The following is a 16912-nucleotide window of genomic DNA, read 5'->3' on the forward strand; positions in this document are numbered from 1 at the left end:
GATGCTCCTTCGATCTAGAAACGTGCACCGAGAAGTTTCGGAAGATTGCCCAGGCGAGCAACGGTGATGAAGCCGAACAGACCGATCAGCATGAAGAGTACCGCCCCAACGCACATGGTCGGCGAGAAGCCGGTGCGCATGTTGGAGAAGATCTTGACCGGCATCGTCTCGGCGGTGAAACCCGCCACCATAAAGGCGATGACATATTCGTTGAGGCTGAAGATCGCGACGAAGATGAAGCTCGAGACGACGAAGGGCAGGACCATCGGTACGGCGACGGTTCTCAGGATATCGTTGTCGCGCGCGCCCATCGTGCGCGCGGCCTCGACAAGCGACTTGTCGATTCCCGAAAAGCCGAGCGAGATCATCACCAGCGGCACGGCGATGAAGGTCACGGCATGGCTGATGACGATGTTCTCGATCTGGCCGACATGCCGGACCGTGCCCCAGAAAAGCAGGAACAGGACGGCGATGACGACCGGCGGCAGGATGAAGGGGACGCCCGCCATGCCCGCCAGCAGCTTTGCGAAGCGCGAATTGGTCTTCCACTGGATATAGGCGATAGGAAAGGCGACGCTGATCGTCAGCAGCGAGGAGGCGATCGCGATAATGACGGAGCGCAGGAAGGCCGAGGTCCATGCCGGATCCTCCATGAAGGTCCAGTACCAGCGCAGGCTGATATTCTGCGGCGGAAAAGTCATCTGCGCCGTGGTGTTGAAGCTGACGCCCGCGACGATGATGAGCGGCGCTGCCAGGAAGAAGGCGAGGCAGAGCAGGAAGAACTGGCGCAGCAGCTTCACGGCGAACCGGCTCATGACGTGTATCCTTTCCCGCCGATGCGGTTAATCACCAGAATCATCGCGCCGGTGACCAGCATCAGGAAGACTGCGATTGCCGAGGCCTGCGGCAGGTTCTGGGCGGAATTGGCGACTTCGCTGATGATCACGCCGATCGTCCAGTTGCTCGGGCCGCCGAGCACCAGCGGCGCGACATAAGCGCCGATCGTCATCACTACCGTCGTCAGATAGGCGGTGGCGATCGGCTTGCGCATCAGGGGCAGAAGCACGTTGAAAAAGGCCCGGACCGGGGTGGCGCCCATGGTGGAGGCCGCTTCCATGTAGGAGGCGTCCATACGCGACAGCCCGGGATAGATGGTCATCACGTTAAAGGGGATGACGACATAGATCAGGCAGCTGACGACGGCATAAAAGCTCGGCGTCAGCGACACCGGCTTGTCGAGGAAGCCGAGGAAGACGGCGATATTCGATATGCCGACCCGCTTGGAGAGGATGATCTGCCAGGAAAAGGTGATCAGCACCTCGGACAGAGCAAGCGTCGTCAGCAGGCCGATCAGCCAGACGATCTGCGCCTTGCGGCTCATCCGGCTAATGAAATAGGTCGCCGGGAAGGCGATAATCATGCTGAGCGTGGCGACCGTCAGCGCCAGCCAGAGCGAGAAAGCGAGGCCGTTCATCACCATGGGCTGGAACAGGCTTGCCATCGCTTCGAGCGACCAGCCGCTGCCCTGGTAATAGGCGGGATCGACGCGGGCGACACTGACACGCAGCAGAAGCACGAAGGGCACGCCGAAAAAGGCAACGATCATGAAGAACGGCCAGAGCAGGCCGAATGCCACCGACAGACGCTGCCGGTTCATGCCGTCTTGTCCGGATACGAGCGACATGGTCAATCCTCCAGCACAGTCACCGATCCCGGTGCGAAGGAGATGGAAAATTCGCTGGCGCCTTCGAGCGCAGCCCAGGCGGCGGGAGCAAGAGAGGCGACGACCTGGCGGCCACCGCTTTCGAGAAATACTTCGACGCTCGACCCAAGGTCGCGCACGAAGGTGACCGTTCCGGACGGGGCATCGCTGCCGGCAGTCGGTCGCGCAATGAGCGTGCTTTCCGGCCGGGCGCAGACCGTGACGTGGTCTCCCATCTTGAGTGCGGCGGGAGCGGGGCTGGTCGTGATCACGCTTTCGCCGATCCGCACATGGTCGCGATCGACGAGAGTTCCCTCGGCGAGATTGCTCTGGCCGATGAAGTCGGCCACGAACCGGTTGACCGGCTTGCGGTAGATATCGACCGGGCTGCCGACCTGCTGCACCTTGCCATGCGCCATGACAACGATCTGGTCGGCGATGGTCATTGCCTCGCGCTGGTCGTGTGTGACGAAAATCGTGGTGATTTTGAGCTTCTGTTGCAGCTGCCGCAGTTCGACCTGCATATGGTCGCGCAGCTTCGCATCGAGCGCGGAGAGCGGTTCGTCCATCAGGAAGAGAAGCGGTTCCTGCGCCAGGGCGCGGGCAATCGCGACGCGCTGCCGCTGGCCGCCGGAGAGCTGATCGACCCGCCTCGACTGCATGTCGGGCAGATCGACCAGCTTCAGAAGCTCGTCGATCCGTTCCTGCTTATGGTGCTTCGCCATCGTCCGATAGCGAAGGCTGTAGCCGATATTGCCGGCCACATCGAGATGCGGGAACAAGGCAAGGGCCTGGAACACCATTCCGAAGTTTCGTTCGTTCGTCGGAATTCCGGTGATGTCACGACCATCGAGACGCACTGTGCCGCTCGTGGGTTGCTCCAAGCCGGCGATGATCCGCATCAGGGTCGTCTTGCCGCAGCCGGACGGACCGAGAAAGCAGACGAACTTGCCCTGTTCGATGGCAAGCGAGACGTCGGAGACGACCGTATTTGTACCGAAGGACTTCGTGAGGTGTGAAATTTCCAAGCCTTGCATCATTCCGTCCAGATTTACTGACCGAGCATCTTGAGCATCTGCGTCGAGATGTAGTCGGCGTTCTTCACCTTTGCCGCGGACGCGACGACAATCGGGTTTCCAGTGAAGGAAACCGCGTTGAACTCGTCATCCGTCAAGCTGAGCTTCGAACGCTCGATCAGCGGTGCTGCGCCGACATTGCGGGCGATCAGTTCGTGGCATTCCGGCGTGGCGCTCCAATCGAGGAAGGCGATCGTCGCGTCGGTCACCTGGGCGACCTTCGGAACGCACCATGCGTTGTAGCCGAGCACGGCGCCTTCCTTCGGGAAGATCGAGGCGACGTCGGTGCCTTCCTTTTTCATGATCATCGAGACGTCGTGGAAGTAGAGGCCGCCGACGACCTCGTCGTTCTGATAGGCGCTTTGCATCGAGCCTTCGTCGGTCCACCAGAGCTTTGCATTGGGCTTCAGCTCGGCGATCTTGGCGATGACCTTGTCGATGCCTTCCTGGGTATCGAGCGTCGAGGCACCGTCGAAATAGACAGAGGCGACGATGTCGAGCAGCACGCTGTTGCCGCCGCCTTGCAGGCCCCAGGCGGAAGCGCGCGGCTTCCAGAGTTCCGTCCAGCTGTCCGGCAGCTTTTCGAATTCGGACGGGTTGGCGATCAGAGTGATGTACCAGGCCATGGCGCCGACGCCGTCGACCTTGCCGCCGTCGCTATAGACGAAACCCTCCATCAGGTTGCCGAGGTTCTTGAGCTTCGAGCTTTCGACCGTTGCCCAGAGGCCGCGCTGGCGGCCGCGGATGACGTCCGCCTGACCGGCGCAGCAGATATCCATGGGTGCCGAGCCAGCCTGGATTGCCTGGCCGAGTTGGACCAGGAACTGCGAGCTGCCGGATTGCGGGATCGACTGAACCGCGATGCCGGTCTGCTTGGTGAAGGCCGGATAGACGCTCTTTGCGAAAGCTTCCTCAAAGAAGCCGCCGAAGTTCGAGACCTTGAGCGTCGCTGCGGCATAGGAGGGACGCACGAAGGGCGCCGAAAGGATCGATACAGCGGCAAGGCCGCCGGCGGCTTTCAGGACCGATCTGCGCGATATCGCCGAGTTGTTGTCCTGACCGGAAGGCGAGGAGGGCTTTCTGGATGCCATGCTATGTTCTCCTTAACTGTTCCATGAGTGGATGATCAAGAACTATGCAACGGCCGTGCCATGTTGGAAGAATCTTACGAAAACAAATAGATATGGAAGTTGAAGAAGTTTTTGTTTGACTCTATGCGCCCTAAAACGTGAAGCCAAATAGGCATATGCACAAATAATATGCGTATTGTATGCAATGTTGCATACTGAATTTCGACGTGTATAATTGCGGCCGTGAAAGCCGTTCCCCCCAACCGAATCTGATGGTCGAGGAGAGGAATGGCGAGGGTGTTTATTCAAAGCGAGCGAGTGAAAATGACGTCTGAAAATCCGATCGTGCCGAAGCCTATGATCGTCGGTCGTGCCGCCCTGATCGTTGTCGATATTCAGAAGTCGGGCTTCATGCCGCGTCCGACGACGTCCCGCCTGGAATTCATGGGCGATCATATCGAGCGCAACTGGCGTGCGAAGTCGGTCGTCGATGCCGCCCGCAAGGCCGGCATTCCCGTCATCTTCGTGCAGGAAGCCCATCGCGACAGCCTGATCGATTTCGGACGCGAACTGGATGGCTCGGAAAGCATCCATTGCCTCGAAAGCTCGCCAGGCACGCCCTTCCCGGTTGAGGAAATGGAGATGCGTCCGGATGACCTGCGCATTACCAAGCGCCGCTATTCGGTCTTCTACGGCACCGAAATGGAAATCCTGCTGAAGGCTGTCAAAGCCGAGACCCTGTTCTTCGTCGGCGGCTTCACCGATGTCTGCATTCATTACAGCTTTGTCGATGCGCACCAGGGCGATTATTACTGCCGCGTCATCGAGGATTGCGTATCCGGTTCCGGGCAGGCTGCGCATGATGCGGCGCTGGTCGCCATGGAATATCTGCAGGCCGGCGCCCGCCGCAGCGCCCAGGAGGTCATCGATGCCTTCGCCGGTCAGGTTGCTGCAGCCTGATCGGGACAAGCATGAGCCGTACGACATGGAATGAACTGCGCTCGCTTGCAGGCATCGCAGCTCCCCTGGCTGTGACCCAGGCAAGCCAGCTCGTTATGAGCCTGGCGGCGAGCGTCATGCTCGGCCGCCTCAGCGGCTCGGCGCTCGCGGCCGGTGGCCTCTGCGCCATCTTCATCCAGGCGCTGACGGTCGTCTCCCAAGGTGTGATCGCCGGCGCGCACCCGCTGATGGCGGCCGCAAAAGGAAGAAGCGAAACGGCGACGGTTGAGGAGGATGGCGCGGCCTATGCCTATGGCGGGGCCGTGCTGGTCGGCCTCGTATTTTCGCTCCTATCGGTGGCGATCCTCCTCAATCTGCCGTCCGTACTTGCGCCGTTCGGTGTCACGTCCGAAATTCTTGGCGATGTAGAGCAGTTCATCAGCCGGGCGGCCTGGGCGCTACCGGCTATCCTGTGGATCGCGCCGATCCGTCTCTATTGCTCGGTATCGGGAAAATCCTGGCTGATCATGGTGTCGGTCGGGCTTGGGGCGCTCTCGTATGTGCCGCTTCTGTCGGTTCTCACCTTTGGTGCCTTCGGCGATCCCGGCCATGGGATTGCGGGTGCCGGCCTCGCCTATGTGATCGCCTGGTGGCTGGTCGCCGGCGGTTTGACGACCTATGCAATTGCTCGAGGACATTTGCCGCTTTCGACGTTCCGCAGCGCCTTTCCGACGGCGGCAAAGGCGGCGAGGGATGTCTGGTCGATCGGCTGGCCAATCGCGCTGATCTATGCGGCGGAACTCGGTATGACGCTGGTGCTGACACTGATTACCAGCGGCTTGGGGACGGTTGCGATCGTTGCCAACCAGATTGCCTATACGCTGAACAACATCGCCTTCAACCCGATCGTTGCGATTGGCCAGGCGGCAACCGTCCGCGTCGCCTACCATCTGGGTGCCGGCAGAGACGCGGTCGCCCGGCTGGCTGGCAATCTCTCACTGATCGCCGCAGCCGGCCTGATGGCGCTGTTCGGCGCGATCCTGCTGGTGGCGTCGGAAGACATTGCCAGCGTGTTCCTCGCCGAAGGGGTCGCCGAATTTTCGGCGATCCAGGCGCTGGCGCAGAAGCTGATCATGATCCTCGCGGCGTTTCTCATCTTCGATGGCATGCAGTCGGCAGCCAATGGCGCTCTGCGCGGTTTGAAGGACACGAGAGTGCCGATGATCATTGGTCTTTGCGGTTATTGGCTGCTCGGCATGCCAATCGCAATCTTTCTCGCCTTCGGGCTCGGTCTCGGCGCCGTCGGCATCTGGTTCGGCGTATTGGTGGGCATTACAAGTGTCGCCTGCACGCTTCTCCTGCGCTGGAGGAGGCTTGCCGATAGCGCGGTTATATCGGTGACGGGATCGCCTAATACACGCCGAGGTCGAAGCATGTTGCGCAAGCTCACCAGTCCGACATAAGAATACTCGCAAAGATGGCCGCTTTGGACAACATAATGAAGACTAGACCCAGCCGGGGCGAAGACAATTCTTTGATCAAGGAAGCCGGATCGCGGCGGAAGCTGACGCGTGCCGAGGAAGTGCGCACGCGCCTTGCAGACGATATCGTCGATGGCAAGCTGTCGCCGGGAATGCCGCTCGACGAGACCGAGATCGCCGCAAGCTACGGCGTTTCGCGAACCCCCTTGCGGGAAGCGATCCGGGACCTGGCAGCCATGGGCCTCGTCGAGACGCGGCCGCATCGTAGCGCAATAGTCACCCGTCCTTCGCCGGAACATCTGCGGCAGATGTTTCACGTCATGGCGGAGCTTGAAGCGCTTTGCGCAAGCCTCGCCGCCGCCAGCATGACCCTTTCGGAACGGCGCAATCTCGAGACCATTCACGAAGGCCTTGCCCAGATTCTCAAGGAAAACGATCCGAGCCATTATCATGTGCTCAACGAGAAGTTTCATGCGGCGATCTATGCCGGCAGCCACAACGCCTACCTTGTGGAGATCACGCTCGCGACGCGTCGGCGGCTATCGCCGTTTCGTCGCGCACAGTTTCTGACCACAGGACGTTTGGCGAAATCGTACAAAGAACATGACGCGATCCTCGTCGCCATCCTGCAGGGCAACCGCGAACTTGCCGCCGATACGATGCGAAGCCATATCCTCACCGTCGAGGATTCCTACGAGGAATATGCCGGCTTAAAAGCCCCGTCCGTTTCTCTGTAGCGGCGGTGCTTAGAGCTCTCGTCGATTGCAAAATAGTACGATTGTGACCAGATGCGATTCGGCGGGATTGGTCTTCTGGGCCGGCAAAAAAAGGGGCCCTGACGCGCATTTGCTGATGGTTTCGAGCGCGTTTTGCTGATTTGCTAGAGGATCAGTAGATGTGCCGTCATGATGGGCGCAAGGACAGTTGCCGTCCGGGCCGCGTGAAGGGCTATCACCGTAGGATCGGAGCGCTGGAGATAGACGCACGTTCAACGAACTCTGTTTGAAGGACGACTTCGCGTCCTAGCCCTGCAAACCCGTTCAAGCGCTCGACGAGAAGACGCGCAGCCATTTCACCAAGCTGATAGACCGGTTGGCGCACGACCGTTACGGGAGGAGAGGTGACCGCGGTCCAGTCAGCATCATGAAATGAGATGAGTGACAGATCATCTGGAATTGCCAATCCGATCGTGCGGCTCGTCTTGAACACTTCCAGCCCGATCACGCTGTCGGAGGCGATGATTGCCGTTGGACGATCCTTTCCCTCGAGCAGCCGCTCGGCGATTTGACGCGTTTGCTCGGGGATCACGGCGCCCATGTGAATCCAACGTTCGACCGGGCCAAGACCGGCCTCGCGACAGGTGCTAAGAAAGCCCTCAATTCGCCTGCGAACGGAACCGGTATTGATGTCGCTCGGCGTTCGGAAAAGGTGATCGGGTGTGTCGCAGGCCGTGAGATAGGCGATATGGCGGTGCCCCAATGCGATAAGCTGGCGTGTGACACCTTCGGCTGCCTGCCGGTCGTCGGCAATGACCGTATCGACCTCGAAAGCATTGATGCCGCGGTCCAGCAACGCCAGTGGTCGTCCTGAACCGACAACCTCCCGAAGATGCTCGACGTCGGTCTCCTTGGCCGGAGAGACGATCAGGCCGTCTACCCGCTTGGCAATCAACGTCCGGATTGCGGCTTTTTCTGCCGAGACGTCTTCACCCGAATTGATAAGGATGACGGTAAAGCCGGCTTGCCGGGCGACGTCCGTGATGCCGCGCATCGCGAGGCTGAAGAAGGGGTTTTCAATATCGCCCACGACCACGCCGATCGTGCCGGAACGTCCCGTCGTCATGCTGCGTGCAAGTTCGTTGGGCCGATAGTCGAGCGCGCGGGCGGCGGCGGTGACAGCATCGCGCACCCGATCGCTGACGGTCCCATAGCCGCCCAGCACGCGCGCAGCGGTTGCCTTTGATACGCCCGCCTTGCGCGCGACATCGGCCACCGTAACGGAGGCGGTTTGAGGTGAGTTCGGATTCATGAAAACTAGCCTTACAAGAGATATTGACGACTAGCAAATGCGAAGATAACAATTGATAAAAGCCAATGAGACCGGTCTCAACTCAAAAAGAGACCGGTCTCATATAAAAATCCATCGAAATCCGACATGCGCTCGCATGGGCCGGACGTGCGGTTTCTGCCGTCGCCCGGATGGGACCCCTGCGTCGTGGAAAACCGCAAACGATACCACCAGAGGAGAATGAAACGATGAAATTTCCCGAGATTGTCACGTCCCCCTTCGCCAGAGTTCGCGTCGCCCTTTTTGCCATCGCCCTTGGCCTTTCAGCAGGTGCCGCGCCGGTCTCTGCCGAAGATAATCCCTATGGCCTGATCGATCCGGGCGTCATCAGCGTCGGCACGATGGGTGACGCAAAGCCCTACGCTTTCACGACCGCTGACGGCAATTTCACCGGCTTTGACATCGAACTTTTTCTCAATGTCGCCGAGCGCATGGGCTTCAAAAAAGAGCAGGTGGTCTTCACCGGTCAGGAATTCTCGGCCCTTATGCCATCGGTCGCCAACAGCCGCTTCGACGTTGCGGCCGCAGCGATCGGTACCACCGCAAAGCGCAAGGAGACAGTCGATTTCTCCGATGGTTACCTTGCGGGTTACCTCACCGTGTTGACGTCGGATGCGGGCATTACCGACGTTGCGGGCCTCAAGGGCAAGCGGCTCGGCGTCGTGCAGGGAACGCTGCAGGAAATCTATGCACAGAAGAACTTCACGAGTGCCGACCTCGTGAAATTTCCGGACAACAACTCTGCTGTGTCGGCCCTCAACAACGGAACGGTCGATGCGCATTTCCTCGACTACGAGGCCGCCAAGGACTATTCGGCGCGTTACCCAGTGCTGAAGGTGGCGATCAACATCCCGAGTTTTGATGCGCCGGCCGGCTTCGTCGTCCGCAAGGGCAACGACGCACTGCGCGAAGCTCTGAACAAGGGTCTTCATGCCGCCATGCAGGACGGAACATGGAAAAAGCTCCACGAAAAATGGTTCCCCGGCACCCCCATGCCAGAGGCCTATCTTCCCAAGCAGTGATGCCACCTTCCGGTCCGACCTCTGTCGGTCGGGCCGGCCTTTCTTGCAAGGGACCATTTGATGAACTGGCTTGAAAATCTGCGTCGCAGCTTCCTTGACTGGAATGCGATGGCCGAAGTCCTGCCGACCATGATCACTGTCGGCCTGAAGAATACATTGATCCTGGCCGCGGCTTCGACCGTGCTTGGCGTCGTCATTGGCATGGTGCTTGCCATCATGGGCATCTCTCGCTCACCTTGGCTGCGCGTTCCCGCCCGCGTCTATACCGATGTCTTCCGCGGTCTGCCGGCCATCGTCACCATTCTTCTGATTGGCCAGGGCTTTGCGCGCATCGGACGCGAGCTCTTCGGCCCGTCGCCCTATCCCCTTGGCATCCTGGCGCTCAGTCTGATTGCCGGTGCCTATATCGGCGAAATCTTCCGCTCAGGCATTCAGAGCGTCGATCGCGGCCAGATGGAGGCGTGTCGGGCGCTGAGTATGAGTTACGGCCAGGGCATGCGGCTGATCGTCGTGCCCCAAGGCGTGCGCCGCGTGTTGCCGGCGCTTGTCAACCAGTTCATCGGCAATGTGAAGGATTCGAGCCTTGTCTACTTCCTCGGCCTGCTTGCATCGGAGCGCGAGATTTTTCGCGTGGGGCAGGACCAGGCGGTCGTAACTGGTAATCTTTCGCCGCTGCTGCTTGCAGGCATCTTCTATCTCATCGTCACCGTGCCGCTGACCCATGTCGTCAACGCGATCGACAATCGCTTGAGACTTGGAAAGCAACGCCCTGCGATCATTACCAGTGGCCTGGAGGAGGTCAGCGAACTCGACGGCACCGGCAGCATATCTCAGCCTAAATTCAAGGGGGGCAGCCTCGATGTGTGCCGGCTCGGCATGGCCTATGGCGAACTCGATGTGCTGAAGGGCGTCGATCTTACGGTGAAAGCTGGTAGCGTCACCTGTATCATTGGTCCGTCCGGCTCGGGCAAATCCACTCTCTTGCGCTGCCTCAACCGATTGGTCGAGCCGAAGAGCGGGGATATCCTTGTCGACGGACAAAGCATTCTCGCCATGAAGCCGGAGCGGCTGCGCCGGCGTGTCGGCATGGTCTTCCAGCACTTCAACCTCTTCCCCGATCATACGGCGCTCGAAAACGTCATGCTGTCGCTGACGAAGATCAAGGGCCTGCCAAAGGCTGAAGCCGAACGCATCGCCAAGGCGCGGCTTGCCGATGTCGGCCTTGCAAGCCGCCAGCATCACCGTCCCGGTGGTCTTTCGGGCGGTCAACAGCAGCGTGTTGCGATCGCCCGCGCGCTGGCGATGGAGCCTGAGGTCATCCTGTTCGACGAGGTGACAAGCGCGCTCGATCCCGAACTGGTCAAGGGTGTGCTCAATCTTATGGCCGATCTTGGAAAGCAGGGAATGACCATGGTCGTCGTCACCCATGAGATGGGCTTTGCCCGTCGGGCCGCCGATCAGGTCGTGTTCATGGACGAGGGCCGCGTGGTCGAGGCGGGAACGCCCGAGGCGATCTTCGACAATCCCGAAAGCCCGCGCCTCCAGCGCTTCCTTGCGGAAGTGCTCTGACCACCCGCCGCATGGAGATGACAATGACACGGAACGGTACGATGGGGCGTGCTTGGCTGCGCAAGGATTGCGATCAAAGCGGCTCTTGCGGCGATCCAGTCGAGCCGTCTGGGCAGGGCGGCGGCCATCGCCTTTGCCTCAACCGTTTCAACGGGGGACCGCTCTTGTCAGGGCTGGATGATGCCATCGCCAACATGAAGGCGGTTGACGTTCTCATTCGCTCAGCGACGACCGGCGGCTGGGAAACCTTCTGATCTTTCTCACGATCATCACGCACAACCATTGAAAGACACGAAAATGAACGACAACGTCATCAGTTCAACGGTCATCATCGGAGCCGGTATCTTCGGCGTTTCCACCGGTCTGCAGCTGGCCCGGCGCGGCATCCGGGTGACCATCGTCAATGACGGTCCGCCGGCCAACGGCGCTTCGGGCCGTTCGCTCTCCTGGCTCAATTCTGCGCGCATGCGCTCCAGACCCTATCATTTGCTGCGCATGGCAGGGATCGACCGTTATCGCACGCTGGCTGCACGTAACCCTGATGCGGACTGGCTCCGCTTCGAGGGCGGACTGACCTGGGACGCCGAGGGCGAGGGGAATGAGATCGTTTGCGCCTTCGACTACGAGACCTCGATCGGCTATGACGCTCAGCATCTTTCGGCCGACCAAATCGCGAGTGTGACCCCTGGCGTTGATGCAAGGGCCGTCACGTCGCCGGGCGCCATCTTCAATCCAGGGGAGGGTTGGGTCGATTTGCCGAGATTGATCGACCATTTGCTTGAGGAGTTTCTTACGCTGGGCGGCGTGCTCATTACGGATCAGGGCAAAGCCAGGGTCGTGGTCGAGGGCGGGCGGGCCATCGGGGTCGACACGACATCCGGTACCCGTTTCAAGGCGGATGCCGTCCTTCTTGCCACTGGCCCTGCCGTACCGGAAATGGCCGCCGACTCCGGGCAGACGATCGGCGATGGGACACCGATTGCACTTCTGGTGCAGACCAAACGGCTTGACCATCCCCTCAAGGCCGTCTTGAACACGCCGCGTGTCGCGGTGCGTCCGGCACCAGACGGAACCCTTTCGCTTGATGCCGACTGGGCGGCAGATCAAGGCGTGAAGATCAATCCGGATGGCAGCTATGAGATCGACCACTCAGTCGTTGTGGCTTTGCTTGAAGAAGCGTCGAAGGTATTGGAGGGTAATCCAAAACTCGAGGTTGCTTCCATCGGCGTCGGCGGCAAGCCAATCCCCGGCGATGGAGAACCGGTCCTCGGTGCATTCAAAGCCATTGCAGGCTACCATGTTGCCTTCAGCCATAGTGGCGCAACGCTCGGCCTCATCGTGGGCGAGCTGCAAGCTTTCGAAATCGCCACGGGGAGGGAGCATCCTATGCTTGCTTCGTTCCGACCTGAACGGTTTGCTGCGCATTAGTTGGCGCGTGGTTTTTGCATGTGGTCTCGCCGCGAAATACAGCGGGACCCTTAGCGCAATTGTCGCGCCAAGGTGAATGGCGAGGTAATTCCATTGATTTGACACAATGCCGAGCCGCAATCTGCTGGCTGGGACAGTTTGCGTTCCCTCGTGGCGTGGCAGCGTCAAGGCATTGAACAACGAGGTGGCGTCCTCGCTGCTTCGAGCCAATATGCCGAGATGGTAGCGTGGAAGGGCTTCGGACAGCCCGCGGAAACCTTCGCCGGATTTCGGCCTCAATCGAGACCGAAGAAGCAGGTTGAGAGTTGAAATCGCAAGGACGCGGACGTGCGCATACTCCTGGTCGAAGATGATTACATTCTCGGCTCCTCGCTGAAACGCGCATTCGAGAAGCACGCCTATGGCGTGGATTGGTTCCGCGATGCCGAGACGGCGCTTGATGCGCTGCGCGACAGTCAATTTGGATGTGTGATCCTCGATGTCAATCTTCCCAAAGCAAGCGGCTTCGAGGTGGTCCGTTCGCTGAGGAGGGGAGGCAACGACGTCCCGATCCTGATGCTGACGGCGCTTGACAGCGTGCGCGATCGCGTCAACGGCCTGGACGAGGGTGCGGACGATTACCTCGTCAAGCCCTTTGACCTTGACGAACTGCTCGCCCGGCTGCGTGCACTGATCCGGCGACGGCAGGGCCGCACCGAAACCATTATTCGATGCGCCGACGTCGAGCTCGACCCTTCGGCCATGGTGGCGCGTCGAAATGGCGTACAGCTTCACATCCCCGCCAAGGAGTTCCATCTGTTGCGCCTCCTGATGGAGCGGAGCGGACGGTACGTCACGAAGAACGATATCGAATATGCACTCTACGACACGGATGTTTCGGTCGAGAGCAATACGATCGAAGTGACGGTCTATAATCTGCGCAAGAAGCTCGGTACCGATTTCATCCGATCGATCCGCGGCGTCGGCTACATGGTCGAGCGGCAGCAGTGACACTCAGCCAACGTCTTTTTCTCCGCATTCTCCCGACACTCATCATCACGATCGCCATCGTCGGCATCTTCGCCTATCACAGCGCAACGCGCGAGATCGACAACATCTACGATGCGCAGTTGATCAACGATGCCAACGTGCTCTGGTCGTTGATGAAGCACCCCCTCACACGAATGACTGCGAGGCCGACGGTGCAGGTTCCGGATCTTGATTTCAATATGGACAACCAGCTTGCGCTCAACGAGGATGCGGACGACTATGCCGACGCCCATTCGTTTCGCGCCTGGAAGGGGCCGGCACTGGCCTTTGCCAGCAGCAACGCCTTTCCAGCCGAGGTCAAGCGCTTCTCGGCCGGTTTCTCCGATGTGACCTATCAGAACGAGCTCTGGCGGATCTACTCTCTGCCGATCCCGAATAGCGACGTGACCATCGAGGTCGCCGAAAAGATCATCCTTCGGGAAGGCCTCGTCGATAACATCCTTCTCAATCTCGCCTTTCCGCTGCTCGTCCTTGTGCCTGTCAGTGCCATCATCATCTGGCTCGCCATCAATAACGGGCTTGCCAATGTCCGGGGACTGGTCTCGCAGATCCGGACCCGCACGCCGGATGATCTGTCGATGATTGCGACGGGAAGACTGCCGCGGGATCTGACGCCGCTTGTCCACTCGCTCAACAACCTTTTGCGAAAGCTAGGCCACTCGCTGGCAATGGAGCGGCGCTTTTCCGATCTTGCCGCCCATCAACTGCGCACACCGCAGGCCGGCATCAAATTGCTTCTGCAAATGTTCGATCGTGCCGATTCCGACGAGGAGCGCGCCGCCCTGCTGAAGGACCTTGTTGTCAGCAATGAGCGCGCCATGCATCTCATAGAACAGCTGCTGCGGCTTGCACGGGTCAGCCATCAGCCGCTGCAGCTGGAGGCGTTGCCACTGCGCCAGATTGCGGCGGCAGCCCTGGCGGATTTTGGGGTCATGCTCAATCGCCGCGGTTTCAATGCCGGGCTGGTCGGAACGCAAGACCCACAAGTCTTGACCGACCGTGCCCTGCTGCGCGTCATGATCGATAATCTCCTCGACAATTCTATCAAATATTCGCCTGCCGGCGGTCGCATCGAGGTACGCATCGAACCTAGCTCGCGCGGCTTTCGCCTCTCCATTGAAGACAGCGGCCCCGGTATCCCACCCGAACAGCGAGAAGCCGCATTTCAGCGGTTCAACCGCCTTGACGCGCGAGCCGGCGAGGAGGGCGCGGGATTGGGATTGCCGATCGTCGCCGATATCGGCAACCGTCTCGACATTGGGATCAGCCTCGGCACGCCTGCCTGGGGATCCGGCCTGAAGGTGGATCTCGATATTCCTGCCGCGTAAGCGGTCAATTCAGTTTCGCTTCACATTCGCCTCATCTCGCCTTCAGGTAGCGACGCTAAATGCTTCGTCACATTGAAGGAGCATGCGATGCAGGTGTTTTGCGATTTCGACGGAACCATATCGAAAGAAGACGTGACCGATCTGGTTCTGGACCGCTTCGCGCGTCCAGAGTGGCGCGAGATCGAAGATCAGTGGACCAACGGCAGGATCACAGCCGCCCAGTGCATGCGCCGCCAGATCCAGCTGCTTCAGGCAAAACACGAAGACATCGACGCATTCCTGGACATGATCGAAATCGACAGTGCCTTCGGAGCTTTCAAGGCATTCTGTGAAAAGAACGGGTTCGGCCTCACCATCGTCAGCGACGGTGTCGATCATTTTATCAGGCGGGTCCTTGCCAGACATGGTCTTGAAGACATTCAGATCATCGCAAACAAGCTGATTTCTCGCCCGCACGCTTGCACTATGCCCGATTTCGATCTCGGCTTTCCGTTCAAGAGCGCAGCCTGCGCTTCTGGTGCCGGCGTGTGCAAATGCGCCCAGGTGAGGCCGTCCGGCAACCATATCTATATCGGCGACGGCCGCAGCGACTTCTGCGTCTCCCACGAGGCGCAGCTTGTCTTCGCCAAGGCCAAGCTTGCGGATTATTGCCGCGCGAACTGCCTTCCTTTCATCCCCTATAGCGGTTTCGCCGAAATCCAGGCGAGTGTCGCAGCCATCCTTTTTAGCCCGTCACGGCAGCCTGTTGCGCTGCCCGTGGCAAAAACTGCGTGAGAAGAGGACTTCATGCGTTCCAACCTGAAACTTGCTGCAAGCATGCACCCCATCGCTTCCGAAGACGAGCTGCGACGGCTCGAAGAGACCTATTGCTCCCACGGCGATACGGTTCACTATTCGCAGAAGCCGAAATTCTTCGAAAGCTGCGATGGTTCATTCGTCTTTGACGCAGCCGAGACACCATTTCTCGATCTCCAGATGTGGTATTCGGCCGTCAATTTCGGCTATCGCAACGAGCGTTTGAACAATGTCGCGCATCGGCAGCTGGATCGATTGCCGCAGGTCGCCTCGCAATATCTCCATCGCGAAAAGGTCGAACTCGCAGCGCTGATCGCTCGGGATGCCGAACATAAATTCGGTTCGAAAGGTCGCGTTCACTTCAATGTCGGCGGCTCGCAGGCCGTCGAGGATTCCTTGAAGCTCGTTCGCAACTATACCGGCGGCAAGAGCCTGATGTTCGCCTTCGAGGGCGGATACCATGGGCGAACGCTCGGCGCGACGTCGATCACCTCAAGCTACCGCTATCGCCGGCGTTACGGCCATTTCGGCGAGCGTGCCCAGTTCATCGAATTCCCCTATCACTTTCGCGGGCCGAAGGGCATGTCGAAGGAGGAATACGGGCATTATTGCGTCCAGAAGTTCGCGCGGCTGTTTGAAAGTGAGTACAACGGCGTCTGGGATCCGAAGGCCGGAAAATCGGAATATGCCGCGTTTTACATCGAACCCATCCAGGGCACCGGCGGCTATGTCATTCCGCCGATGAATTTCTTCAAGGAGCTCAAGAAGGTCCTCGACGATCACGGCATCCTGCTTGTCGTCGATGAGATCCAGATGGGCGTCTATCGGACCGGAAAGCTCTGGTCGATCGAACATTTCGGCGTATCGCCAGATGTACTCGTGTTCGGCAAGGCGATCACCAATGGTCTCAATCCGCTCTCGGGCATCTGGGCCAAGGAAGAGATGATCAACCCGACGATCTTCCCGCCAGGCTCCACGCATTCGACCTTTGCCAGCAACCCGATGGGCACGGCCGTCGCTCTCGAAACACTGAAGATGGTGTCTGAGACCGACTTCGGCGCGAATGTGATGGAAAAGGGCGCGCACTTCCTCGAAGGCCTGAAGGACCTGCAGTCGCGGCATGCGATCGTCGGCGATGTCGATGGCCTTGGCCTTGCCCTTCGCATGGAAATCTGCGGGCCTGACGGCTTCACCCCCGACAAGGCGACGCTCGACTGGATGGCGGATGAAGGCATGAAGGGTGATCTTGTGGTCGATGGCAGGAAATATGGATTGGTGCTCGATGTTGGCGGATACCACAAGAACGTCATCACTCTTGCTCCGAACCTGATGATCAGCCGCGAGGAGATCGAGCTTGCGATCTCGCTGCTCGACCAGCTTCTGACACGCGCCGAGCGGAGGTAGAA

General features: G+C 59.5%; 16 protein-coding genes. 11 read left to right on the top strand and 5 right to left on the bottom strand.

Features of this window, described 5'->3' with window-relative positions:
* Positions 1-14 precede the first annotated feature (14 nt).
* Genes J2X71_RS09585 through J2X71_RS09600 form a run of 4 tightly spaced genes read right to left on the bottom strand, consistent with a single transcriptional unit; the run spans position 15 to position 3869 of the window.
* Positions 15-815: an ABC transporter permease subunit gene (locus tag J2X71_RS09585; RefSeq protein WP_310381626.1), complete on the bottom strand. Its 801-nt coding sequence runs from the start codon at positions 813-815 to the stop codon at positions 15-17.
* The gene (locus J2X71_RS09590; RefSeq protein ID WP_310381628.1) at positions 812-1684 is read right to left on the bottom strand and encodes an ABC transporter permease; all 873 of its coding nucleotides are present in this window, start codon (positions 1682-1684) and stop codon (positions 812-814) included. Before J2X71_RS09590 ends, J2X71_RS09585 begins: the two co-directional genes overlap by 4 nt.
* Before the next feature lie 2 nt (positions 1685-1686).
* Entirely contained in the window at positions 1687-2739 is a 1053-nt protein-coding gene (locus tag J2X71_RS09595; protein WP_310382177.1) for an ABC transporter ATP-binding protein, read from the bottom strand.
* 14 nt (positions 2740-2753) lie between these two features.
* Complete coding sequence (locus tag J2X71_RS09600) at positions 2754-3869, bottom strand: extracellular solute-binding protein (protein WP_310381630.1); 1116 nt, start codon at positions 3867-3869, stop codon at positions 2754-2756.
* 303 nt (positions 3870-4172) lie between these two features.
* Between J2X71_RS09600 and J2X71_RS09605 the strand changes: the two genes are divergently transcribed.
* Genes J2X71_RS09605 through J2X71_RS09615 form a run of 3 tightly spaced genes read left to right on the top strand, consistent with a single transcriptional unit; the run spans position 4173 to position 7005 of the window.
* Entirely contained in the window at positions 4173-4808 is a 636-nt protein-coding gene (locus J2X71_RS09605) for a cysteine hydrolase family protein (protein ID WP_113320851.1), read from the top strand.
* Between the two features lie 11 nt (positions 4809-4819).
* Positions 4820-6250 carry an MATE family efflux transporter gene (locus J2X71_RS09610; protein ID WP_310381633.1) on the top strand — a complete coding sequence of 477 codons (1431 nt, stop codon included), beginning with the start codon at positions 4820-4822 and terminating at the stop codon, positions 6248-6250.
* A 35-nt stretch (positions 6251-6285) separates the two neighbouring features.
* Entirely contained in the window at positions 6286-7005 is a 720-nt protein-coding gene (locus J2X71_RS09615) for a GntR family transcriptional regulator (protein ID WP_310381635.1), read from the top strand.
* 214 nt (positions 7006-7219) lie between these two features.
* On the opposite strand, the gene J2X71_RS09620 is transcribed toward J2X71_RS09615, so the two are convergent.
* Positions 7220-8296 carry a LacI family DNA-binding transcriptional regulator gene (locus J2X71_RS09620; protein ID WP_310381637.1) on the bottom strand — a complete coding sequence of 359 codons (1077 nt, stop codon included), beginning with the start codon at positions 8294-8296 and terminating at the stop codon, positions 7220-7222.
* 227 nt (positions 8297-8523) lie between these two features.
* Between J2X71_RS09620 and J2X71_RS09625 the strand changes: the two genes are divergently transcribed.
* The 8 genes from J2X71_RS09625 (at position 8524) to J2X71_RS09660 (ending at position 16910) form a co-directional block, all read left to right on the top strand.
* On the top strand, positions 8524-9357 hold the full coding sequence (locus tag J2X71_RS09625; protein WP_310381638.1) for an ABC transporter substrate-binding protein: 834 nt from the start codon (positions 8524-8526) through the stop codon (positions 9355-9357).
* A gap of 60 nt (positions 9358-9417) precedes the next feature.
* On the top strand, positions 9418-10926 hold the full coding sequence (locus J2X71_RS09630; RefSeq protein ID WP_310381640.1) for an amino acid ABC transporter permease/ATP-binding protein: 1509 nt from the start codon (positions 9418-9420) through the stop codon (positions 10924-10926).
* Positions 10927-10949: 23 nt separating this feature from the next.
* The gene (locus tag J2X71_RS09635; protein ID WP_310381642.1) at positions 10950-11180 is read left to right on the top strand and encodes a hypothetical protein; all 231 of its coding nucleotides are present in this window, start codon (positions 10950-10952) and stop codon (positions 11178-11180) included.
* Positions 11181-11223: 43 nt separating this feature from the next.
* A complete protein-coding gene (locus J2X71_RS09640) occupies positions 11224-12354 on the top strand; it encodes an FAD-binding oxidoreductase (protein ID WP_310381644.1) in 1131 nt (376 codons plus the stop codon).
* A gap of 327 nt (positions 12355-12681) precedes the next feature.
* Positions 12682-13344, top strand: a complete 663-nt coding sequence (locus tag J2X71_RS09645; RefSeq protein ID WP_310381646.1) for a response regulator transcription factor — start codon at positions 12682-12684, stop codon at positions 13342-13344.
* The gene (locus J2X71_RS09650) at positions 13341-14711 is read left to right on the top strand and encodes an ATP-binding protein (RefSeq protein ID WP_310381647.1); all 1371 of its coding nucleotides are present in this window, start codon (positions 13341-13343) and stop codon (positions 14709-14711) included. Before J2X71_RS09645 ends, J2X71_RS09650 begins: the two co-directional genes overlap by 4 nt.
* Before the next feature lie 87 nt (positions 14712-14798).
* Entirely contained in the window at positions 14799-15485 is a 687-nt protein-coding gene (locus J2X71_RS09655; protein ID WP_310381649.1) for an MtnX-like HAD-IB family phosphatase, read from the top strand.
* 12 nt (positions 15486-15497) lie between these two features.
* Positions 15498-16910: an aspartate aminotransferase family protein gene (locus J2X71_RS09660; protein ID WP_113325177.1), complete on the top strand. Its 1413-nt coding sequence runs from the start codon at positions 15498-15500 to the stop codon at positions 16908-16910.
* The last annotated feature ends 2 nt before the right edge of the window (positions 16911-16912 follow it).

The organism is Rhizobium sp. 1399 (genome assembly GCF_031455475.1).
In the GTDB taxonomy this organism is placed as follows: Bacteria; Pseudomonadota; Alphaproteobacteria; order Rhizobiales; family Rhizobiaceae; genus Rhizobium.